The organism is Rhodococcus sp. NPDC060084, assembly GCF_042730335.1.
In the GTDB taxonomy this organism is placed as follows: Bacteria; Actinomycetota; Actinomycetes; order Mycobacteriales; family Mycobacteriaceae; genus Rhodococcus.
The window spans coordinates 1-21,731 of record NZ_JBHWWX010000053.1; the positions used below are offsets into that span (position 1 = coordinate 1).

The 21,731-nt window shown below is 67.1% G+C and carries 20 protein-coding genes; 15 read left to right on the forward strand and 5 right to left on the reverse strand.

From position 1 onward, the window contains the following. The coding region (locus ACFWBU_RS19600) for an acetyl-CoA C-acyltransferase (protein WP_378529029.1) at positions 1–682 on the forward strand (682 nt) is incomplete at its 5' end. 64 nt (positions 683–746) lie between these two features. On the opposite strand, the gene ACFWBU_RS19605 is transcribed toward ACFWBU_RS19600, so the two are convergent. Next, complete coding sequence (locus ACFWBU_RS19605) at positions 747–2,429, reverse strand: class I adenylate-forming enzyme family protein (RefSeq protein WP_169652029.1); 1,683 nt, start codon at positions 2,427–2,429, stop codon at positions 747–749. Between the two features lie 240 nt (positions 2,430–2,669). Between ACFWBU_RS19605 and ACFWBU_RS19610 the strand changes: the two genes are divergently transcribed. The 7 genes from ACFWBU_RS19610 to ACFWBU_RS19640 all read left to right on the forward strand — a co-directional run bounded on the left by ACFWBU_RS19610 (position 2,670) and on the right by ACFWBU_RS19640 (position 8,667). Then, positions 2,670–3,503, forward strand: coding sequence for a MaoC/PaaZ C-terminal domain-containing protein (locus tag ACFWBU_RS19610; protein WP_169652028.1), 834 nt, complete (start codon positions 2,670–2,672; stop codon positions 3,501–3,503). Positions 3,504–3,618: 115 nt separating this feature from the next. Next, on the forward strand, positions 3,619–5,298 hold the full coding sequence (locus tag ACFWBU_RS19615) for an AMP-binding protein (protein WP_378529030.1): 1,680 nt from the start codon (positions 3,619–3,621) through the stop codon (positions 5,296–5,298). Between the two features lie 7 nt (positions 5,299–5,305). Next, on the forward strand, positions 5,306–5,689 hold the full coding sequence (locus ACFWBU_RS19620; RefSeq protein ID WP_169652026.1) for a nuclear transport factor 2 family protein: 384 nt from the start codon (positions 5,306–5,308) through the stop codon (positions 5,687–5,689). Positions 5,690–5,839: 150 nt separating this feature from the next. After that, positions 5,840–7,000: a Rieske 2Fe-2S domain-containing protein gene (locus tag ACFWBU_RS19625; RefSeq protein ID WP_169623104.1), complete on the forward strand. Its 1,161-nt coding sequence runs from the start codon at positions 5,840–5,842 to the stop codon at positions 6,998–7,000. 23 nt (positions 7,001–7,023) lie between these two features. Continuing rightward, entirely contained in the window at positions 7,024–7,281 is a 258-nt protein-coding gene (locus ACFWBU_RS19630) for a hypothetical protein (protein ID WP_169623129.1), read from the forward strand. 32 nt (positions 7,282–7,313) lie between these two features. Further along, a complete protein-coding gene (locus ACFWBU_RS19635; RefSeq protein ID WP_296550236.1) occupies positions 7,314–8,117 on the forward strand; it encodes an SDR family oxidoreductase in 804 nt (267 codons plus the stop codon). A gap of 121 nt (positions 8,118–8,238) precedes the next feature. Continuing rightward, the gene (locus tag ACFWBU_RS19640; RefSeq protein ID WP_169623106.1) at positions 8,239–8,667 is read left to right on the forward strand and encodes a GNAT family N-acetyltransferase; all 429 of its coding nucleotides are present in this window, start codon (positions 8,239–8,241) and stop codon (positions 8,665–8,667) included. Between the two features lie 79 nt (positions 8,668–8,746). Here ACFWBU_RS19640 and ACFWBU_RS19645 read toward each other — a convergent pair whose 3' ends face one another. Beyond that, entirely contained in the window at positions 8,747–10,096 is a 1,350-nt protein-coding gene (locus ACFWBU_RS19645; RefSeq protein WP_296550238.1) for an MFS transporter, read from the reverse strand. Between the two features lie 244 nt (positions 10,097–10,340). Then, positions 10,341–11,486: a 12-oxophytodienoate reductase gene (locus tag ACFWBU_RS19650; RefSeq protein WP_378529034.1), complete on the reverse strand. Its 1,146-nt coding sequence runs from the start codon at positions 11,484–11,486 to the stop codon at positions 10,341–10,343. Positions 11,487–11,728: 242 nt separating this feature from the next. On the opposite strand from ACFWBU_RS19650, the gene ACFWBU_RS19655 reads away from it, so the two are divergent. The 5 genes from ACFWBU_RS19655 to hsaA all read left to right on the forward strand — a co-directional run bounded on the left by ACFWBU_RS19655 (position 11,729) and on the right by hsaA (position 17,067). Continuing rightward, complete coding sequence (locus ACFWBU_RS19655; protein ID WP_169623108.1) at positions 11,729–12,616, forward strand: IclR family transcriptional regulator; 888 nt, start codon at positions 11,729–11,731, stop codon at positions 12,614–12,616. Positions 12,617–12,703: 87 nt separating this feature from the next. After that, positions 12,704–13,579 (forward strand): alpha/beta fold hydrolase, encoded by an 876-nt coding sequence (locus ACFWBU_RS19660; RefSeq protein WP_169623109.1) that lies wholly within the window; start codon positions 12,704–12,706, stop codon positions 13,577–13,579. Between the two features lie 159 nt (positions 13,580–13,738). Then, positions 13,739–14,917: an acyl-CoA dehydrogenase family protein gene (locus ACFWBU_RS19665; RefSeq protein ID WP_169623110.1), complete on the forward strand. Its 1,179-nt coding sequence runs from the start codon at positions 13,739–13,741 to the stop codon at positions 14,915–14,917. Between the two features lie 29 nt (positions 14,918–14,946). Further along, on the forward strand, positions 14,947–15,870 hold the full coding sequence (locus tag ACFWBU_RS19670; RefSeq protein WP_378529031.1) for a VOC family protein: 924 nt from the start codon (positions 14,947–14,949) through the stop codon (positions 15,868–15,870). A 27-nt stretch (positions 15,871–15,897) separates the two neighbouring features. Continuing rightward, the gene (hsaA, locus tag ACFWBU_RS19675) at positions 15,898–17,067 is read left to right on the forward strand and encodes a 3-hydroxy-9,10-secoandrosta-1,3,5(10)-triene-9,17-dione monooxygenase oxygenase subunit (protein ID WP_169652024.1); all 1,170 of its coding nucleotides are present in this window, start codon (positions 15,898–15,900) and stop codon (positions 17,065–17,067) included. Here hsaA and ACFWBU_RS19680 read toward each other — a convergent pair. Next, positions 17,064–18,638, reverse strand: a complete 1,575-nt coding sequence (locus tag ACFWBU_RS19680; protein ID WP_378529032.1) for an FAD-dependent oxidoreductase — start codon at positions 18,636–18,638, stop codon at positions 17,064–17,066. The two genes, hsaA and ACFWBU_RS19680, sit on opposite strands and share 4 nt — an antisense overlap. Positions 18,639–18,804: 166 nt before the next feature. On the opposite strand from ACFWBU_RS19680, the gene ACFWBU_RS19685 reads away from it, so the two are divergent. Beyond that, complete coding sequence (locus ACFWBU_RS19685; protein ID WP_378529033.1) at positions 18,805–20,274, forward strand: FAD-dependent oxidoreductase; 1,470 nt, start codon at positions 18,805–18,807, stop codon at positions 20,272–20,274. 10 nt (positions 20,275–20,284) lie between these two features. On the opposite strand, the gene ACFWBU_RS19690 is transcribed toward ACFWBU_RS19685, so the two are convergent. Beyond that, positions 20,285–20,800 (reverse strand): flavin reductase family protein, encoded by a 516-nt coding sequence (locus ACFWBU_RS19690; RefSeq protein ID WP_169623115.1) that lies wholly within the window; start codon positions 20,798–20,800, stop codon positions 20,285–20,287. A gap of 273 nt (positions 20,801–21,073) precedes the next feature. Here ACFWBU_RS19690 and ACFWBU_RS19695 point away from each other — a divergent pair, with 273 nt between their 5' ends. Then, positions 21,074–21,697, forward strand: coding sequence for a TetR family transcriptional regulator (locus ACFWBU_RS19695; protein ID WP_169623116.1), 624 nt, complete (start codon positions 21,074–21,076; stop codon positions 21,695–21,697). Positions 21,698–21,731 lie beyond the last annotated feature (34 nt).

The following is a 21,731-nucleotide window of genomic DNA, read 5'->3' on the forward strand; positions in this document are numbered from 1 at the left end:
CGCGTCCTACACGGGGATTTCCCGCGAAGACCAGGACCGGTGGGGCGTCCGCTCGCACAACCGGGCCGAGGAAGCCATCAAGTCGGGGTTCTTCGCAAAGGAGATCACGCCCGTCACGCTGGCCGACGGCACGGTCGTCTCCACCGACGACGGCCCGCGCGCCGGCACCACGTACGAGAAGGTCAGCCAGCTCGAGCCGGTGTTCCGGCCGGACGGCACGGTCACCGCAGGTAATGCGTGCCCGCTGAACGACGGTGCGGCGGCGCTGGTGATCATGTCCGACACGAAGGCGAAGGCTCTCGGGTTGACGCCGCTGGCGCGGATCGTCTCGACCGGGGTGTCGGGCTTGTCGCCGGAGATCATGGGTCTGGGTCCGATCGATGCGACTCGTCGGGCGCTGGCCAATGCGGGGATGGGAATCTCGGATATCGATCTGTTCGAGATCAACGAGGCGTTCGCGGTGCAGGTGCTCGGGTCGGCTCGTGAACTCGGGATCGATGAGGACAAGCTCAATATCTCCGGTGGTGCGATCGCGCTGGGGCATCCGTTCGGTATGACGGGTGCGCGGATCACGAACACGCTGCTGAACAATCTGCGTGAGCAGGACAAGCAGTTCGGTGTGGAGACGATGTGTGTCGGTGGTGGTCAGGGTATGGCGATGGTGCTCGAACGCCTGAGCTGATCCCCTGACGCCGACGTCCGGGTGGCTCCTACTACGCACGCCGCAGCAGGAGCCGCCCGGGCGTTCACATTTCCGGACCGTGCGTACCGCGCCAGCCCTTACGGACGATCTTTCCGGTGGAGTTGCGGGGCAACAAATCATGGGTCAGGCGCCACCGCGTGGGTACCTTGAAATAGGCGAGGTGCTCGGCGGCGAACTTGGTCAGATCCTCCTCGGTCACCGTCGTTCCCGCGACGAGCACGACCACCGCGACGACTTCCTGCCCCCAGTCGGCGTGCGGTGCTCCCGTCACCACGCACTCGCGCACGGCAGGATGCTGGGCAAGCACTCGTTCGACCTCGGAGGGATAGATGTTCTCGCCGTTCTGATGGATCAGATCCGCACGCCGGCCGACCAGCCGGAGCCGGCCCTTCTCGACGACCCCGAAATCGCCGGTCCGAAGCCAGCGGTCCGGCGTGATCGCCTCGGCGGTGGCCTTCTCGTCGTCCCAGTACCCGATCATGACGAATGGACTGCGGACGCATACCTCGCCGACGTGCCCGTCGGGCAGCCATTCGCCGTACTGATCGCGGATCTCGAGGCTGACGGTGATGATCGGGACGCCGACGGTACCCGGATGCTTCTCGAGTTCCTGTGCGCTGGCCACCGCGATCGATGTGCTGCATTCGGTGATGGAGTAGCTGTCGACCATCGCGTGCCGTCCGAACGGGAGTTGCTCGCGCAGGCGCTGTTTGAACTCCGGTGTGGACGGTTCCGAGGACAGGGTGAACCGTGTCAGCGACGTCAGGTCGTACCGGTCGAGGTCCTCGTCTTCGAGCATGCGTGCCGCCATCGACGGCACGGCCAGCCAGTGCGTCACCTGTTCGCGTTCGATGAATTCCAGGACACGGTGGACGTCGAACCATCCCTGGTTCATGATCACGGTGCTTCCCATCGCCAGCCGCGGCACGATCGTGTTGTGCAGGCTCGTGATGTGGAACATCGATGACGTGAGCAGGTAGCGGGCATCGGACGGGGCCGAGCGGTCGTACGTTTCGCCTGTCCAGATCGTGTGGATCGCTTCGGTGTAGCGCTGATAATCGACGACGGCCAAGAGATTGCGCTGAGAGTGCAACGCCCCCTTGGGGTCCCCGCTCGTACCGGAGGTGTACAACAGGACTGCCGGGTCGTCCTCGTCGATTCGCGGGGGCGGTGGCTGCCGGCCGTCGAACTCGGCGATCAGTGCGGGCAGATCCGTCTCGACCGACAGCACCACCGTGTCGCTCGGGGCGATCTTCGCGACCGCCTCGACACGCGGAGCATCGACGAAGACGATGCGCGGGCGGGAATGGCGGATACCGAACTCCAGTTCCGGTTGCACCCACCATGCGTTGAGCCCGACCGTGATGGCGCCGAGAGCCTGGGTCGCCCAGAACACGGTGACCCACTCGGGTCTGTTGGCCGACAGGATGGCTACCCGGTCGCCCGCACGCACGCCGTATCTCTCGCGCAGCGCGGCGGCGAGGGCATAGGACTCCCTCGCGTTCTCGTCGAAGGTGATGCGGCGGTCGGCCGTGACGAGATACTCGCGATCACCCCAGACGAGCGACTGCGACAGCAGATCCGCCACCGCGCGGTTCCGTTTACGCATGACCGGCATCGAGGTACCGAGGACCTCGTCCATCACGATCTCGAACTCGCCGCCGGGCCCGGTGAGCCGGGAGATGAGTTGGTCCAGGAAGGGGAAGGGATCCGACGGAATGCTCATCGTGCACCGCCGAGTCCGGATCGCGTGGCGGTCCGGCTCGGACCGGTCGTCGCCGACGACCGGTGAGTCGCCGGTGATCCTGCACGCTGCACGAATGCCCCTCCTCGTGGATCGGATCGCAAGAATCTCTCACGCCGATGAACGCCCTGTTCGAATGTACCGGTCAGTGGGATGCTCGGTGACCCCCGCTACAGGGGGTGCCTAGCGTGCGATCAGCACGCTCGGAAAGGACACGAAACGATGCCCGCACACGATGCAACCACGACCGACACGCCGACCCCGGCAACCTGGCGCGGTGCCGAACTCGGCACCCGCACGGTCACCTATGACGAGCGCGACGCGATTCTGTATGCGCTCGCTGTGGGGGCTCGCGCCACAGACCTCGACCTCGTCTTCGAGGACCGCCTCCGGGTGCTGCCGACTTTCGCTCTGACCTTGGCGCAGTGGGCGCCGGATGCGTTGGGATCGCTCGGTGCATTCGATACGAAGACCGCACTCCACGGCTCCCAGCAGCTGGACGTTCTCAGCCCGCTTCCGAAGTCCGGCAGCATCGCGATGACGGCTCGGGTCGGGGACGTGTGGGACAAGGGCCGCGCCGCAGTCTTCGAGGTTGTGGTGGAAAGCGAGTACTTCGTCGCCACATGGTCGCTGTTCGCGCCGGGAGCGGGCGGATTCGGCGGGGACCGCGGTCCGTCCGCCCCCGCGCAACCGGACGGCGAACCCGACTCGACCGCACTCCTCACCACCCACGCGGAACAGGCCGCGCTGTACCGGCTCACCGGCGATCGTCACCACATCCACATAGATCCGGACGCCGCAGCCGGGATCGGACAGCCGCGGCCGATTCTCCACGGACTGTGCACGCTGGCCGCGACGACTCTGCCGCTCGCGCAAGAGCTCGGAGCACACCCCGCAGATCTCGTCGCGTTGTCCGGTCGGTTCGCGGCCCCGGTCTTCCCCGGCGACACCGCCGAGATCCGCGCCTGGGGCGCGTCGTCCGAGGTGCGGTTCGACGTCACCACCGAGGCAGGAGCAGTGCTGTCGGGAGGCCGCGCGGTCTTCGCCCAGAGCTAGAAGCCCTCGCGTGCGCTCCCGCTGGCCGGGAATCCGGCGCGGCGCCGCGTGAGCGTCTGTTGTGATCGGACTGCCCGTGATGGCCCCATCGCTCGTGACTATCTGGAGGTATGAGTTGGACACGTTCGCCGAAGTAGTGCGAGCTCGCCGCGGCGACGCCAAGGTGGGACTGCGCTTCGAGGACCAGCGCTGGACCTGGGACGAAGTTGTCCAGGAAAGCGCCGATCGTGCCTCGGCGCTCGTGTCGACCGTGCCACTGCCCGAGGGACGGCAACGCCACATCGGAGTGCTTCTCGAGAACGTTCCGGACTTCGTGTTCTGGATCGGCGCGGGAGCACTCGCCGGTGCCGTGGTGGTGGGGATCAACGCCAGCCGAAGCGGCCCGGAAATCGCCCGGGACGTCCGGCACGCCGACGTCGACCTGATCATCACCGAGTCGCGCCTGGCGCATCTCGTCGCCGGCACCGACCACGGCCTGCCCGCCGAGAAGATCCTCGACGTCGACAGCCCGCGATACCGCGCGTTCCTCGAACCGTTCCGTGGTGCCCAGCTTCCCGAGACCCGGCCGTCGCCGGACGACATCGCGCTGCTGTTGTTCAGTTCGGGTTCGACCGGCGCTCCCAAGGCGGTCGTCGTCAGCCAGGGCCGGCTCGCCCGGCTGTTCGGGCCGCTCTCGGAACGCACGCACATGCGCCGCGACTCGGTCACGTACCTGTGCATGCCCCTGTTCCACGGCAACGCCCTGATGCTCAACCTCGGTACCGCGATGAGCGTGGGTGCGACCGTGAGCATGATCCGGAAGTTCTCCGCGAGCCGCTTCGCCGACGACATCCATCGCTACGGTGCGACCTTCGTGAACTACGTCGGGCGCGCGCTCGCCTATGTCCTCAGCCGTCCCGAAGATCCGCGCGACCGGGACGGAACACTCGAAGTGGCATTCGGGACCGAAGCCTCCGAAGTGGACGTCGCCCGGTTCTCGGAGCGCTTCGGCTGCACCGTCATCGAGGGGTACGGCTCGAGTGAAGGGGTCTTCCGCATCAACCGCACTCCCGATACCCCGACCGGTTCGCTCGGAGTCGCGGTGGGCGGCGTCGACGTGCGGATCCTCGACGAGGTCACCGGCGAGGAATGCCCGCCGGCCGAGTTCGACGACACGGGCCGCCTGATCAACGGTGAAGCGGTCGGGGAGATCGTCGCCCGCAACACAGCCCACACCTTCGAGGGTTACTACAAGAATCCCGGCGCGATGGCGGACCGGATCAAGGGGAACGATTTCTGGTCCGGTGACCTCGGTTATCGCGACGCCGACGGGTTCTTCTACTTCGCGGGCCGGTCGTCGGACTGGCTGCGGGTCGACAGCGAGAACTTCTCGGCCGCTCCGGTCGAGCGGGTTCTGCATCGGTGCCCCGGAATCCTCTCCGCGCCCGTCTTCGCTGTTCCGGACCCCGCCACCGGGGACCAGGTGATGTGCGCTGTCGAACTGGACCCCGGATCGGTGTTCGACCCGGCAGCATTCGGCGCGTTCCTCGCCGAGCAGCCGGATATGGGTGACAAGTGGTGGCCACGCTTCGTCCGGGTGACCGACCACATCCCGCTCACCGGCAGCAACAAGGTGGACAAGGCGCCTTTGCGTGCGGCCGCCTGGAACACCGACGACACGGTGTACGTACGTGTCGCGCGTACGGCGGAGTACGTGCCCTTCGACGACGACGCACGCGCGCGTCTCGAGGCCGAATTCGCCGCGAACGGCAGGGCTGCGCTGCTCCCCGCGCCGGCGCCCGCGCAGAGCGTCTGAGGCCGCCATGAACCAAGAGATCCCGGGCCCCGACCGCATTCGCGCCACCGTCGCCGAGTACCTGCGGCGGATCGAGGCGTCGTCCGCAGCCGGCATAGCCGACCTCTACACCGACACTGCGACCGTCGAGGACCCCGTCGGCAGCGACGTGCGCACGGGACGCGACGCGATCCTCCCGCTGTATGCGGGACTCGAGCACTCGCGCAACTCGACGGAACTGCTCACCCTGCGGATCGCAGGCAACGAAGCGGCCTTCCACTTCCGGGTGACCTCGGAGGTGGACGGGACCGAGTACGTCTTCGAACCGATCGATGTCATGACCTTCGCCGACGATGGCCGGATCGCGTCGATGCGCGCGTTCTGGTCGGCGTCCGACACCCGGAGTTCGTGAGTCCCGCCCAGTGAGACGCCGGGATTGGGCGTGACGGTGATCACCTAGCGTCAGGATCATCGAAGCGGCGAGACCCCGACCGGCACAACACGTGCCGATTTCCGCCGGTGTACCCCCGTACTTCCCAATCCCCCGAAAGGACGGACGACCGTGAGCCTGGGCACTTCCGACACCACCGAGGTCCGCGAGATCGTCGCGGGCTCTGCTCCTACCCGTTTCGCACGCGGCTGGCACTGCCTCGGCCTCGCCGAGTCCTTCAAGGACGGCAAGCCGCATTCCGTGGAGGCTTTCGGCACCAAGCTCGTCGTCTGGGCGGACACCGCAGGCGAGCTCAAGATCCTCGACGGCTACTGCCGTCACATGGGTGGCGATCTGAGCCAGGGCACCGTCAAGGGTGACCAGGTTGCGTGTCCGTTCCACGACTGGCGCTGGGGCGGCAACGGCCGCTGCACCAACATTCCGTACGCCCGCCGGGTTCCGCCCATCGCGAAGACGCGCGCGTGGCACACGCTCCAGCAGGACGGTCTGCTGTTCGTGTGGAACGACCCGCAGGGCAACCCGCCGCCGGCGGACGTCACGATCCCCCGGATCGAGGGCGCGCTGAGCGACGAGTGGACCGACTGGGTCTGGTACCGGACCGAGGTCGACACCAACTGCCGCGAACTCATCGACAACATCGTCGACATGGCGCACTTCTTCTACGTGCACTACTCCTTCCCGACGTACTTCAAGAACGTCTTCGAAGGTCACGTGGCCAGCCAGTTCATGCGCGGCAAGGCGCGCGAGGACGCCCGTCCGCACGCCGCGGGCCAGCCGCGGATGCTCGGCAGTCGCTCGGACGCGAGCTACTTCGGGCCGTCGTTCATGATCGACGACCTGGTCTACGAGTACGAGGGCTACGACATCGAGTCGACCCTCATCAACTGCCACTACCCGGTCTCCGAGAACAAGTTCGTGCTGATGTACGGAATGATCGTCAAGAAGTCCGATCGCTTCGAAGGCGACGAGGCGCTGAAGGTCGCGCAGCAGTTCGGCAACTTCATCGCCAAGGGCTTCGAGCAGGACATCGAGATCTGGCGCAACAAGACCCGCATCGACAACCCGCTGCTGTGCGAAGAGGACGGCCCGGTGTACCAGCTTCGCCGCTGGTACGAGCAGTTCTACGTCGACGTGGACGAGGTGAAGCCGGAGATGACCGACCGCTTCGAGTTCGAGATGGACACGACGCGCCCGGTTGCTGCGTGGATGAAGGAAGTCGAAGCCAACATCGCCCGCAAGGCACTCGAGGAACAACCCACCAGCGCGGGGTAGGAGTAGTAACGATGGAGAACCGGATGGAACCGCTGCGGTGTGCCGAGTGCTCGGCACAAGTGCTGGTTCAGAAGAACAGCTGGGAGCACACCTCCATCCAGTGGAACGCCGACGCGCGCCGGCGCTGTCCTCAGGTGCAGGACGACGCCGGCCGCGACGGCCGCCCGGGTGCCCCGCGCATGGCGTGCACCCGGCTCGCGGAAACCATCACACGCGCGGCGGCGTCGGGCGTCCTCGACGTCTACGACGACGCGCCCGTGCCAGCACCTGTTGTCCAATGAAGCTTCGACCCGACCACTCCGGAGGATCCGCGATGACCGAACCCCTCAACCTCGATCGTGCACAGTACGGCCCGTGGGCCGTGATCGCCGGAGGATCGGAGGGTGTCGGCGCCGCCTTCGCTGACGAATTGAGCCGTGCCGGATTCGATCTCGTGCTCATCGCACGGAAGCCCGGACCGCTCGAGGAGACCGCGGACCGCGCCCGCGAGAACGGCGTACAGGTACGCACTCTCGCGCTCGATCTGCTCGCCGCCGACGCAGTCGACGAGATCCGCGCCGCGACAGCGGATCTCGAGGTGGGGTTGTTCATCTTCAATGCGGGTGCCAACAGCTACGGACACGAGTTCGTCACCGGCGACCTCGAGGGATTCCGCGGCGTGATCGACCTCAACGTGCACCGTCAGGTCGAACTCGCGCAACTGTTCGGTGCGCCGATGAAGGAGCGGGGCCGCGGCGGCATCATGCTGCTCGGCTCCCTCGCGGGATACATGGGCTCGGAACACCAGAGCATCTACTCGGCGTCGAAGGCGTTCAGCCGGGTGTTCGCGGAGAGCCTGTGGCTCGAACTCGCACCCCACGGTGTCCACGTCGTCGAACTCGTCCTCGGTGTCACGCGCACCCCCGCGATGGTGCGCGCCGGACTGAACTTCGATGTCCCCGGCATGCGTGTCTCGGAGTCGGAAGATGTTGCACGCGAAGGCCTCGAACATCTCGAGGACGGTCCGGTGTGGATCGCGGGCGGAAACTACGACGCAGCGGTGAAGCGCAGCGGATTCCCTCGTCGCGAGCTGGTCGAAGGAGCAGCGAAAGCGATGCGTGCCCTGATGAACCGCTGACAGAACTGTCGACTCCCTCACCAGGGATGACTGCCCCGTCCCGCCCTGATCGCAGGGCTGGACGGGGCTTTCTGCGTGCGGCACTGTAGTCGCGAGCACAGTGCTGGAAGGGGGGCGATCCATGAGCATCGTCGTCGACAATCGACTGTCGGAGGACGAACTGTCCCGTGTCCTGGATTTTCTGACCGGCGACGCCTACTGGAACAGGTGGCGGTCGCGCGATCGGATACGGCAACAATTCGAGAGTGCCTGGAAGATCTACGCCGCGAGGGAGCCGGACTCCGGGCAACTGCTCGGCGCGGTCCGGGTGTCGTCCGACGGTGTCGCCTACGGGTACATCGCAGACGGATTCGTCTTCCCGGAGCATCGGGGCGACGGCGTCGGGAGCGCCGTGCTCGAGTGCCTGCTGTCGGATATCGACGCAGCAGACTTCCGGTGGATGCTGCATACGGAGGATGCGCAGCCGCTCTACTCCCGGTTCGGATTTGTTGCCTACGGCCCGACATACATGGAACGCCCGAGTAGACACAGTCGGCCGGCCTCTGGATGAACGCACTGCGCGCCCGGGCGGAACCGGGCGCGCAGGGTGCCTCCTCATGCCGGGAGGAAACGAGAAGACGTCGGATGGGTCAGGAGGCGACTGCGTCCGGGACGCCACGGGGAATCATCACGGTGAGCGCGATCGCGATGAACGCCAGTACCAGGAACATGACGCCGATCATGTTCAGGCCACCGATCGGAGTGGCCGCGAACGCGAGCAACATGGTGGCGACGGACGTGCCGACACCCTGTCCTGCGGTACGCAGCACCGCATTCGTGCCGGTCGCCTCGCTCGTGTTGCGTTCGGGCACGGCCTCGACGATGAGGTTCGGCAGGGCGGTGTAGGCGAATGCGGTGGCGACCGACACCACCACGACCATCGCGGTCATCGCCACGACCGAATTGTGAGCGGTCATCATGGTCACGGTGCTGGCGACGAAGAGAATGCTGCCGATCAACATCGATACGCGGGACCCGACGGCCGCCGAGATACGGCCGCTGAGGGGTGTGCACGCGAAACCGAACATCGACCCGATGAAGGACAACCAGCCCGCGTGCGTCGCGCTCAGGCCCAGGCCGAAGCCGTCCGACGTGGGTGTCTGCATGATGATCGGGATGATCATGGTGGCGACGCCCATCGGTCCTGCGGCGATCGCGACCGTCGCGAGCATCGTCAGCGAGAACTTGCGTCCGGCGAAGAGGCGCACATTGATGATCGGTGACGGCACGCGCAACTCCCACCGCACGAGCAGAACGAGTACGACGGCGCCACCGACGATCAGGCCGAGGGTCCGGCCGTCGGCCCAGCCCCAGGCCTGCGACTTGTTGACGCCGAGGAGGATCGCAGCGACGGATGCCGCGAATGTCACCGCTCCGACGTAGTCGATTTTCTCCTTCGTGCCGGTCGGCGGCCGCCACGGCAGGACGAACCACACGAGCAGAATCGCGAACACCGAGTACGCGGCAGCGACGACGAAGATCATGTGCCAGCTGGCGTAGTCGATGAGCAGCCCCGCGACCAGCAGTGACGCCGAACCCGCCGCAACGGCGGATCCCGAGATCAGCGCGACGGCGACGGGAACCTTGCCCGACGGAAGGTGCTCACGTGCGAGGCCGATGCACAACGGAAGGATCGCGCCGGCAACACCCTGGATGGTGCGGCCGACGATGATGCTGGTGAGACTGTCGCCCGCGGCGCTGATGATGGAACCCACCGCTGCGACCACCAGAAGAACGATCAATACCCGTTCACGTCCGTACATGTCGCCGAGGCGGCCACAGACCGCGGCAGATGCGGCCGCGACGAGGAGGAACGAGGTGACGGCCCAGCCGACGGTCGACGCGTCGCTGTCGAAATCCGTGATGAGCGTGGGGATCGCTGCGAACATCATGGAAGTTTCGAAAGCGCTGATGATCTCGACGGCGATCAACACCGCCACGATTACCCAGACGGGTTGCCTGCGGTCGAATCGTCCTCGGCCGGAAGTATGTTCGGGCTCCCGGTGGGATAGCTCGTTAGCGTATGACGTCACTGCGCATCCAGACTCTCGGCGGCCCGTCGTGGCCCGCGGGGTTTCCTCACTCCAGTCGGGAGTGGTGCGCATCACTTTCTAGATGAGGTAACAAACTCTCCGAGTTGTGTTCCCGCTCATCGAGACTGCCGACGTCTCCGGTGCACCGAGATCAGAGCAGTGCCGCCTCGTGGACGGTGCGGTCGAATTCCGGCAGCGCTGCGCCGTTGCGCAACGTCGTCGCGAGCGTGGGATCGGCGAGATGAAGTCGCCCGATGGCGATCAGATCGAATTCGTCCCTGCCCATCCGGCTTTCGAGTTCCGGAAGGTTGTCTCGCACGGGAGCGCTGCCCTGGGTGCGGCTCTCGCGCAGGGTTGCGCCGATGCCGACGCTTCCGACCGCCATGGACACGGCGCCCGTGACCTTCTTGGCCCATCCGGCGAGGGTGAGGTCGCTGCCCTCGAACGCGGGCAGATCGAAGCGGCGGATGCTTGCGTCGAACACGTCCACGCCGGCGTCGGCCAGCGGCGAGAGGACGGCCTTCAGCTCGTCCGGCGTGTGCGCGATCTTGGCTTCGTAGTCCTGTTGCTTGTGCTGCGAGAATCGATAGAAGATCGGCAGGTCCTCACCGATGGTCGCGCGAATGGCTGCAACGACTGCCGCGGGGAATCGGGTCCGGTCTCGGAGGTCACCGCCCCAGCGGTCCTCCCGCAGGTTGGTTCCTTCCCAGAGGAACGAGTCGAGCAGGTAACCGTGACCGCCGTGCAGCGCGACGCCGTCGAATCCGACTTCCTTCGCAGCCGCTGCGGCACGGGAGTATGCGTCGACGACCTGCGTGATGTCCTCGTCGGTCATGGCGCGCGTGGGCTTCGACGCGCGGGCGACATAGTCGGCTCTGTACGAGGTGACGCCGGGTTCTCCCCACACTCCCGACGGCCGCATCGGGGTCAGGGCGGGATCGACATCTGCCGTCATGGCTCCCCACAGCGGCCCGACGTGCCAGAGCTGCGGAATGATCCGGCCGCCTTCGGCGTGGACCGCGTCGACGACGCGGCGCCACCCGTCGAGTGCGGCCTCGCCGTACATGTGAGGCACGCGGGGGTTGTCGACGGCGGTGGGGTGGTCGATCGCCACTCCCTCGGTGACGATGAGTGCCGTGCCCCCGGCGGCACGGCGCCGGTAGTACTCGGCCACGTCCGGTCCCGGTACTCCACCCGGCGAGTGCGACCGCGTCATCGGCGACATTACGATGCGGTTGCGCAGCCGAAGGGAGCGGACGGCGAGCGGGCGGAAGAGAGCGGAGGGGACTTCGGTCATGGCTGTTTCGGCACTTTCGTCGGTGGTCACGCGATTGCCGTGACGACTGCAGGTCGATGGGGCACCTTGCTCTCCGGTTGTACCGGCGCCGCAGATCGGTGGACAGGTTCTTCCTGGTCAGTGGGATGTGCGGGCGGTGTGTGTACTTCGTCACCTTCCGTAGTACCCTTTGGTGCAGACCACAAGAATGAATTTCAGTTTGTCGTTCTGTGGGTTCTGTGCAGGTGAACGAAAGGGTGCCGATGTCAGAGTCCGACTACGCGAAACCGGCCGAGTCCGCGAAGCGCGAGCTTCCCGCGTCGATGGTGGAACGCATGACCCTGATCCTCGATGCCTTCGACGATCGCTCGTCTCGTCTCACTCTCGAAGAGGTCGCGTGCCGCACGCGACTGCCGCGCTCGACCGTTCATCGCATCCTCGACCAGATGGTTCGGCTCGACTGGATCGACCACGCGTCGTTCGGTTACTGCCTGGGCCGGCGGGCGAAGGCCATGACCGAAGGCGACAACGGCCACATCCGGATCCGGGAAGCCGCCGCTCCGCTGCTCTACGAACTCCACATGACCACGGGCATGGTCGCGCACCTCGCGGTGCTCGACGGCGGTGACTGCGTCTATCTCGACAAGATCGGCGGCCAGCTCGCCGCGGCACTGCCGTCCCGTGTCGGCGGCCGGGTTCCCGCCTACGCCAGCGCGTGCGGAAAAGCCTTGCTCGCAGGCCTCGAGCCCGAGCAGGTCGACGACCTCTACGACGAGCGGCTCGCCCGCCGTACAGACCGCACCATCCACGATCTGTCGACTCTGCATCTCGAACTCAACCGCATCCGTAGCCGGCGCGGTCTGGCATTCGAAACCGGTGAGTCCGCGGTCGGGATGGCATGTGTCGGTGCCGCCATTCGGGGACCCGAGGGGCCCATCGCCTCGATCTCCCTGTGCGGTCCCACCCGCGCGGGTCTTCTCGAACGGACCGCGCCGCTCGTCGCGGCGGCGGCCCGCGACGTTTCGCGCGCGCTGTATCCCGAACTGAGCGTTCCCCGGCGGGGCACCCGCACGGCGCGGGTCCCCGCAGAGTCGTGGTCCTCGCACGCCATGGAGCGGCTGCTCGCCACCCAATCGGGGGAGTGGATATAACCCGCCACGACCGACGACCGCCGGGCACGTCCCGGTGACCGGGAGGTCGCGCGCCGCGTGAGGGCCGTCACTGGGAACGTCTCGGATATGACGACCGAATTGAGTTACGACGAGACTGCCAGGACGCTCGAGACCGACCGGGGCACCCTCCGCTACCACGAGGCAGGTGCCGGAGAACCGCTCGTCCTTCTGCACGGGTCCGGCCCCGGAGTCACCGGATGGCGCAACTATCGCGGCGTGCTCGCCGACCTTTCCGAGCACTTTCGGTGCCTCGTCCTGGAGTTTCCCGGATTCGGGGTCAGTGACCCCTGCGAGGGTCACCCGATGGCGATGGCGTCGGTAGCGGTCGCCGACTTCCTCGACGGACTGGGCCTCGACCGGACAGCGATCATCGGCAACTCGATGGGCGGCATCGTCGGTACCCAGTTCGCGATCGCACAGCCCGACCGGGTGAGCAAGCTTGTCACCATCGGCGGCGCAGGACGTTCGGTCTTCGCGCCGGCACCGGGCGAGGGCATCAAGCTTCTGATGGAGTTCACGGACGATCCGACACGCGAAAAGCTCGTCCGCTGGCTGCATTCCATGGTGTACGACCCGGCGATCATCACCGAAGAGCTCATCGAGGAGCGGTGGGCACTGGCCACCGAGCCCAAGACCCTGGAAATCGCGCGTCGCATGTACAGCACCGCGGCATTCGCCGCGGCCGGGCGGGCAGCCCTCGCCTCCGACGCCACCCCCTACTGGGCGCAACTCGGCCGGATCACCGCACCGACCCTGCTCACCTGGGGCCGTGACGACCGGGTCAGCCCGGTCGACATGGCGATGCTCCCGATGCGGGACCTGCGCCGCGGAGAACTGCACGTGTTCCCCAACTGCGGGCACTGGACGATGATCGAGGCCCGCGACGCGTGGCTCGCGACGGTCCTGGCGTTCCTGAAGCGGGACGACGCCACGGCGTCCTGACCGTCTGAACACCCTCGGCCCCGGTCGATCCCGCTCAGTGGAACATTTCCGGAGCACGGCTGCGATCTCTTGAGACCGTAGCCACCACCGGAACTCCGACGCCGCCGGCAGCACATTCGCACGGTGACCGGGCGTCGCCATCAGAAAGCTGGAGACATCATGGGACAGGTCCTCGACTCCCTCGCAGAGTTTGCAGACGAAATCCGGGCGGACGGCGCCGAGGGTGACACGCTCATGCGTCTGACCGACCGCAGTGCCGGACGGCTCCGCGACGCAGGCGTCATCCGGATGTTGCAGCCCAAGGAATTCGGCGGCCTGGAGGCTCACCCGCGAGAGTTCGCGGAGACGGCGATGGCCATCGGCGCGATGGACGGCGCGACGGGCTGGGTCAGCGGCATCGTGGGTGTACACCCCTGGGAGATGGCGTTCTTCGACCCGAAGGCGCAGCAGGAAGTGTGGGGCGAGAACCCCGACACCTGGATCGCCTCGCCCTACGCGCCGATGGGCGTGGCGACTCCCGTCGACGGCGGATACATCCTCAACGGCCGCTGGTCGTTCTCGTCGGGCACCGATCACTGCGACTGGGTGATGATCGGTGCGGCAGTCGGCGACAAGGACGGCAAGCGGGTGTCTCCGCCGAAGAGCCTGCACGTGCTGGTGCCGAGATCCGACTACCGCATCGACCACGAGAGCTGGAACGTCGTCGGCCTGCGTGGCACCGGTTCCAAGGACCTCATCGTCGAGAACGCCTTTCTCCCGGCGTACCGCACGCTGGCGGCGGAACGGGTGATGGGCGGCGTGGCGTGGCAGGACGCCGGACGCGAGGAGACGCTCTACAAGTTCCCCTTCTCGTGCATCTTCCCGCTGGGCATCACCTCGTCGCTCATCGGTATCGCCGAGGGCGCCCTCAACTGCTACATCGAGACGCAGCGCGAACGGGTCACCGTCTCCGGAACCGCGATCAAGCAGGATCCGTACGTGCTGTCCGCGCTCGGCAACGCGGCCGCGGAGATCGCCGCCTCGCGTGCCGCCGTCCTCGAGACCGTCGACCGGTTCTGGGATCTCACCGAGCGCGGCAAGGAGGTCACCTTCGAGATGCGTGCCGTCGGCAGGCGGACGCAGACCGCTGCCGCGTGGCGTGCGGTGGCCGCGGTCGACGAGATCTTCGGCCGCGCGGGCGGCGGTGCCCTGCAGTTGAGCAACCCGCTCCAGCGTTTCTGGCGCGATGCCCACGCCGGTCTGAGCCACGCCATCCACGTGCCCGGATCGATCTTCCATGCGGCGACGCTCACCCAGCTCGGTGAGGAACCGCAGGGCATGATGCGCTCGATGATCTAGTTCCACCCCCCAGGCAGGAAAGGACGGACATGACGGATATCCGTGGACTCGGCTATGTCAGGATTCAGACCCGCGACGTGGCTCGCTGGCGTGAACTCGTCGTCGACGGGCTGGGGATGGCCGTCGGCACCGGACCCGAGAGCGACGGGCTCTACCTGCGGATCGACGAGCGGCGCTCACGCCTGATCGTCCTTCCGGGCGACACCGACCGTGCCCTGGCGGTGGGCTGGGAGGTGCGCGACGAATTCGCGCTCCGGCGTGTCCGGGAAGCGGTCGAGAAGGCCGGCATCTCGGTCGAGGTGCTGAGCGAGGAGGAGTCCACGTACCGCGACGCCGAACAGGTCATCGCCTTCGACGATCCGGGCGGCACCCGTACCGAGGTGTTCTTCGGCCCCGTACTCGACCACAGCCCGCTCGTGACTCCGTTCGGCGGCACGTTCCACACCGGGCCGGAGGGCCTCGGACACGTGGTGCTCCCCTCCGCGATGTTCGCCGAATCGTACGAGTTCTATACCGAGGTACTGGGTTTCCTTCCCCGGGGTGCGACCCGCCTCGGTGGTCTGTCCGCGCCGCCTCCCGTCCGGCGCGTGCGTTTCCTCGGCGTCAACCGCCGCCACCACAGCCTGGCGTTGTGCCCCGCGCCGCCGCTCGGCGCGCCGGGTCTGGTCCATCTCATGCTCGAGGTGGACACCCTCGACGCGGTGGGTCAGGCACTCGACCGGATCGGCAACCTGGGCTTCTCGATTTCGTCGACGCTCGGCCGGCACACCAACGACAAGATGGTCTCGTTCTATGTCCGGGCACCGGGCGGCTGGGACATCGAATTCGGTACCGAAGGAATGCTCGTGGACGAGACCTTCTACACGGCAGAGGAAATCACCGCAGACAGCTATTGGGGACACGACTGGTCGGCGTCCGAACCCCTGGCGGCATTCACTCCGCCGTCGCACTGACGGGGTAGCAGGACGGGAGCGCACTCCATGACGCCTTGCCACGTGCTCGACGCGGTACGGGAACTCGCACCCGGATTGGCGGCCCGGGCCGCGCACATCGACGAGTCGCGCAGGATTCCCGACGAGACGATCGCGGAACTGGTTGCCGCCGGCGTCTTCCGGATGCTGCAACCGCGACGCTACGGCGGGACCGAAACCGACCCCATGCGGTTCTACGAGGTCGTGCGGGCGCTGTCGGCGGCATGTGGGTCGACGGGATGGATCGCATCGGTCGTCGGTGTGCATCCCTGGCATCTCGCGCTGTTCCCCGACCGCGCACAGCACGACGTCTGGGGCCGCGACGAGTCGACACTCGTGTCGTCCGCGTACGCGCCGGTCGGCAGGCTCCGGCAGGTCGGCGACGGCTACCGGTTGTCGGGGACGTGGATGTTCTCGTCCGGATGCGAGTACGCGTCGTGGGCACTGCTGGGCGGGATGGTCGTCGGCGCGGACGGTAGACCGCTGGATTTCGTCACCGCACTCGTTCCGCGTGACGACTACTCGATTCGCGACGTGTGGAACGTCGTCGGCATGCGGGGAACGAGCAGTAACGAAATCACCGTCGACGACGTGTTCGTTCCTTCGTACCGGGTCGTGCGCAACTTCGACACCGCGAACCTTCGCGGTCCCGGTCAGAAAGTCAATGCCGGCCCCCTGTACCGGCTTCCGTTCGCGTCGCTCTTCGCGACCACCGTCGCCGTGCCTATCGTCGGCGTGGTCGAGGGTTGCTACGACGAGTACCTGGCGGCGATGCGGGAACGGGTGCGGCTGAGCCTCGGTGGCGGACGGTTCGCCGACGACCCGTTCGCGCAGGTCGCGGTGGGGCGCGCGTCGTCGGAAATCGACGCCGCCGTACTGCAACTCGAACGCAACATCCGGGAACTGTGGCGACTCGCCGAGGCCGGAGACGACATCCCCTTCTCCCTGCGGCTACGAACCAGGCGCGATCAGGTACGAGCCACCGAACGGGCCGTCGAAGCAATCGATCTGCTGTTCAAGACAGCCGGTGGAACGTCCTTGTTTCTCGGCAACGTCATCGAACGGGCGTGGCGCGACGCGCATGCCGGGAGCATGCACGTCGCGAACGAGCCCGAACGCGCCTTCGCCCTCTACGGGAAGGACGCCTTCGGGCTGCCCGTCGAAGACAACCTCGTCTAGCTCTCGGTCACGGCAGCGCCGGGGAGTACCGAGTCCGCCTGCGCCATGTGCTGGGCCGCGCGGTAGGCAAACACCATCGCCGTTCCCAGCGGAGTTCCGGGCGCGGGATAGAACCGGCCGCTGAGTGATGCAGCGGTGTTGCCTGCCGCATACAACCCGGCGATCGCCGAACCGTCCTCACGGAGCACCCGCGCATCGGTATCGGTGCGCACCCCGCCCTTCGTCCCGAGATCGCTGAGAACGATCCGGGCCGCGTAGAACGGTGCCTCGGTCAGGGCGGTGAGGGCGCGGTTGGGGTTCTCGCTCGGCGGGCAGAAGAACACGTCGTACGGGTCTTCACCGCGCGCGAAGTCCTCGTCGACTCCGGTGGCCGCCGAGTCGTTGAAGCGCTCGACGGTCGATCGCAGCGCCTCCGCGTCCATGCCGAGTTGTGCGGCGAGTTCTTCGATGCTGTCGGCGCGCACCCACGTTCCGGCGGCGAGATGATCGTCCGCACTCGCCTCGGGAATCGACATGGCCGGCAGTACCGGCCCACCTTCACGCGAGTCGAAGATCAGGTACGACGGCACCGACCGCGACACGCCGTGTGCCAGCATCTCCCGCCCGAACCGGTCGTACGGCTGCATTTCGTTGAGGTAGCGCCGGCCGTCCGCGTCGACGAGGACGCCGCCGCGCACGCACACCATGAATGCGCCCGATCCGTCCGGCATCTCGACACCGGGGCACCACCACGCCTCGTCCGTCAACGCGATCGCGGCACCTGCGTCGGCAGCCGCGACGTGCAGATCGCCGGTGTTGGCACCGCGCGGGCCCATGCTCCACGCCGCGGCACCGGGAGTGCCGTGCTCGCTGCGCATGTCCTGGTTGCCTTCGATGCCGCCGGCGGCGAGCAGCACGCCGCGGGTCGCGCGGATCCGGACGGTTTCCCCGGACTCGGTGAGCGCTTCCACGCCCACGACCCGGTCGTTCTCGATGATCAGCGACCGCACGGCGGTGCCGGTACGCAGGTCCGCGTTGCCGGTGCCCTGCAGGGCAAGGAGCAGCCGTCCGATCAGGGCGCGTCCCGCGATGAGGGTTTCGTCGGGGTGCGGTTCACCGTTGCGATCGAGTCCCGGTTCGGGGCGAATTCGCTCACGGAGAGCACCGATCTGTTCGCTCGGCAGGTCCAGGGCATTGATCGCGCGTCCCACGTCCACACGCCCCGGTGCGGGGTAGTAGTCGGGGAAGGGGCGCCACTCGAATTCGAGGTGCGGGTCGCGCTCGAGGAAGTCTACGAGCACCGGGGCCGTGGTCAGGAACGCTTCCTGACGATCCTTCTCCGCGTCGCCCAGTACGGCCGCGAGATAGGTGCGTGCCGCGTCGGTCGAGTCGCCGAGGCCCGCTCGTTCCTGGACCGTGGTGCCGGGCAGCCACATCGCCCCGCCGGAGTACGACGAGGTGCCGCCGAACAGTCCGGTCTTCTCCAGAACGACGGTGCGCAGACCGGCCGCAGCGGCGGAGTATGCGCCTGCCAGCGCCCCGCCGCCCGATCCGACGACGATGACGTCGAATTCACTGGTGTTGTCCTGCACGGGAGTTGTCCTCTCGGTTGTGGTGGGTGTCGCACCTACGCAAGCGCATGTGCGGCGCTGCGCGTGGGCGTGCTCCCGACCAGCGGGATACTCCCGGCCGACCGGTCCGGGTCCGCTTACGGTCCGCAGGAGACCACTGGGCTGTAATGCGGAAGGGGCTGTGCCCATGAGTAGTTCACCGATTCGTCCGATTTCCTCCGAGACCGTCGGAACCTGGGATTTCGAGGCCGACGTCGTGATCGCGGGATACGGCATTGCGGGGGTGTCCGCGGCGATCGGTGCTGCGGAGAACGGCGCCGATGTGCTGGTACTCGAGCGCACCGGCGGCGGCGGTGGAGCGGCCGCGTTGTCCGGGGGCATCGTGTACCTCGGCGGCGGCACCCGGGTGCAGAAGGCGTGCGGATTCGACGACACCCCCGAGAACATGAAGACGTTTCTCGCCGAGGCGCTGGGGCCGGGAGTCGACCAGGACAAACTCGATGTCTACTGCGACGGCAGCGTGCAGCATTTCGAGTGGCTCGAAGCGTGCGGGGTCCGGTACAAGGAAAGTTTTTGGTCCCAGCCCGGCTGGGAATGCCCCGTCGACGACTCCCTGATGTACAGCGGGGGAGAGAACGCGGCACCGTTCGACACACTCGTGCCGCCGGCGCCCCGCGGACACCTCGCGCAGGTCCCGATGCCGCGCAACGGCGAGCAGGGAGCCGGGCACGTTCTGATGACCACGCTGATCGGAAAGGCGACCGACCTCGGTGTCCGCGTGGAATCCGACATCCGGGTGCAGCGCCTGGTCGTCGACGGCACCGGCCGTGTCGTCGGTGCGACCGCGACCCGACTCGGACAGGAGATCACCGTCCGCGCGCACGGCGGTGTGGTGCTCGCGACCGGCTCGTTCGCGTACAACGACGAGATGATGCAGGCCTACGCGCCGCGTCTCTACAAGCGGCCCGCCGCGACGGTCGAGGAGCACGACGGTCGCGCCATCCTCATGGCGCAGGCACTCGGTGCGGGACTGGCGCACATGGACGCGTGCGAGGTCGCCTTCTTCTGCGACCCCCAGCTGATGGCCCGCGGCATCCTCGTCAACGGACGAGGACAGCGGTACGTCCCCGAGGACACCTATCCGGGCCGCATCGGTCAGCTCACCATGTACCAGAACGACAACCAGGCGTTTCTCGTCCTCGACGAGGCGGCGTACGAAGAAGGGATGGCAGCGCCGAGTTCGAGCCCGCAGCTTCGCAGGCAGCCGACCTGGGTGTGCGAGAGCGTCGCCGAACTCGAATCGGAGATGGGTCTGCCCGAGGGCACCCTGACCGCCACCGTGGAGTTGTACAACCGGCACGCCGCCGCAGGCACCGATCCGGTGCTCGGGAAGAAGCCCGAATGGGTCAAGCCGATCGGGTCGCCGATCGCTGCGATCGACCTGCGCGGCATGACCGGTGGTTTCACGCTGGGCGGTCTCCGGACATCGGTGGACTCGGAGGTCCTGCACGTCGACGGCGATCCGATACCGGGCCTGTACGCGGCGGGCCGCTGTACCTCCGGATTGTCTGCCGGCGGATATTGCAGCGGAATCTCGCTCGGTGACGGGAGCTTCTTCGGGCGGCGGGCCGGGATCAGCGCCGCCGCCACCGGGTAACCCCGGTCGGTCAGCCGTCGAGGCCGAACGCGCCCCGGTAGAAGACCATCGGACGGTCTTCTGCCGGGCATTCGAGTTCGGTCACGCGGCCGACGACGATGTCGTGATCCCCGGCGACGTGTACGTCGTGGACCTCGGCGTGGACTCGCATGAGCACGCCCGGCAAGGTGGGCGTGCCCCATCGGGACAGTTCCCAGTCGAGACCGTCGAACTTGAGCCCCCGGCTCGAACCGAACCGCCCGCACAGGTCCGTCTGTTCGGCGCCGAGCACGTTGACGGTGAACCGGCCGGCGCGCCGGATGCGTGGCCAGGCCCGGCCCCGGTGATCCGCGCAGAACAGCACCAGCGGCGGTTCGAGCGAGACGGATGCGAACGACTGGCAGGCGAAGCCGACGGGGCCGTCGTCGTCGAGTCCGGTCACCACGGTGACACCCGAAGCGAAACGTCCCATCGCCCTGCGCATCTCGTCGGGAGTGGGTACGTCACCGTCGAACGCACGTTCCTGGGTCAGCGACTGAATCTGCATGTGCCTCACTCCGATTCGATCCCGGGCCGCCTGGGTTCGGCGACGTCCACGAATCCGAGAGTATGGGTGACCTGCGCCACGCCTGAACCGGTTCTCGCTCAGCGGACGTTCACGCGAAATCGCCGCGCCGATCCCTGCGCCCGATGTCTGCCCGCCGGCGGCGGTCCCACTGAGCGAGACCAACGGTGATTCCGGCGACCCGGCTCCCTCGCCCGGGTGGATGCGGGCACGATGGGACAATCTGCACGTCCAATTGCAGGAAGGGGGCCGGCGATGCCGAGGATTGCCAAGGCGCGGGAGGGCGCCGAACCGACATCGGACGTGCAACGCGAACGGCAGGTGCGGATCCTGACCGCTGCCGCCCGTCTCGGTTCCGAACACGAACTCACCCGGGTGCAGATGGCGGAGGTCGCGAAGGACGCGGGTGTCGCGATCGGCACGCTGTACCGATATTTCCCGTCGAAGACGCACCTCTTCGTGGCGTTGCTCCTGAGCCAACTCGAACGCGCGAAGGAACGACTGCCCGATCCACCGCCGGGCGTGGCCCCACCGCAGGCGATCTGCGACGCGCTTGTCGTCATGACGCGCGCGATCGTCGCGCGGCCCCGCCTCGCGTCCGCCATGCTCGTGTCCAACAGCACCGCCTCCGCATCGGTGGTGCCGGATTCGGTCGAGGTGGAGCGTGTCTTCCAGGGCATCGTGCTCGCGCAGGGCGGCATCGAACAGCCCACGGACACAGATCGCGACGCGGTGCGCCTGCTGTCGATGGTGTGGTTCGGCCTGATCCTGGTGCTCTTGAACGGCAGAGTGTCGATCGAGGAGACCGAGACCGACATCCGGCGCGCCTGCGATCTGCTTCTCGTCCACATGGCGGATACGGCACCCGGACCGGTGTGACAACGCCGAAGCCCCGCCGGCCGCGGATGCGGTG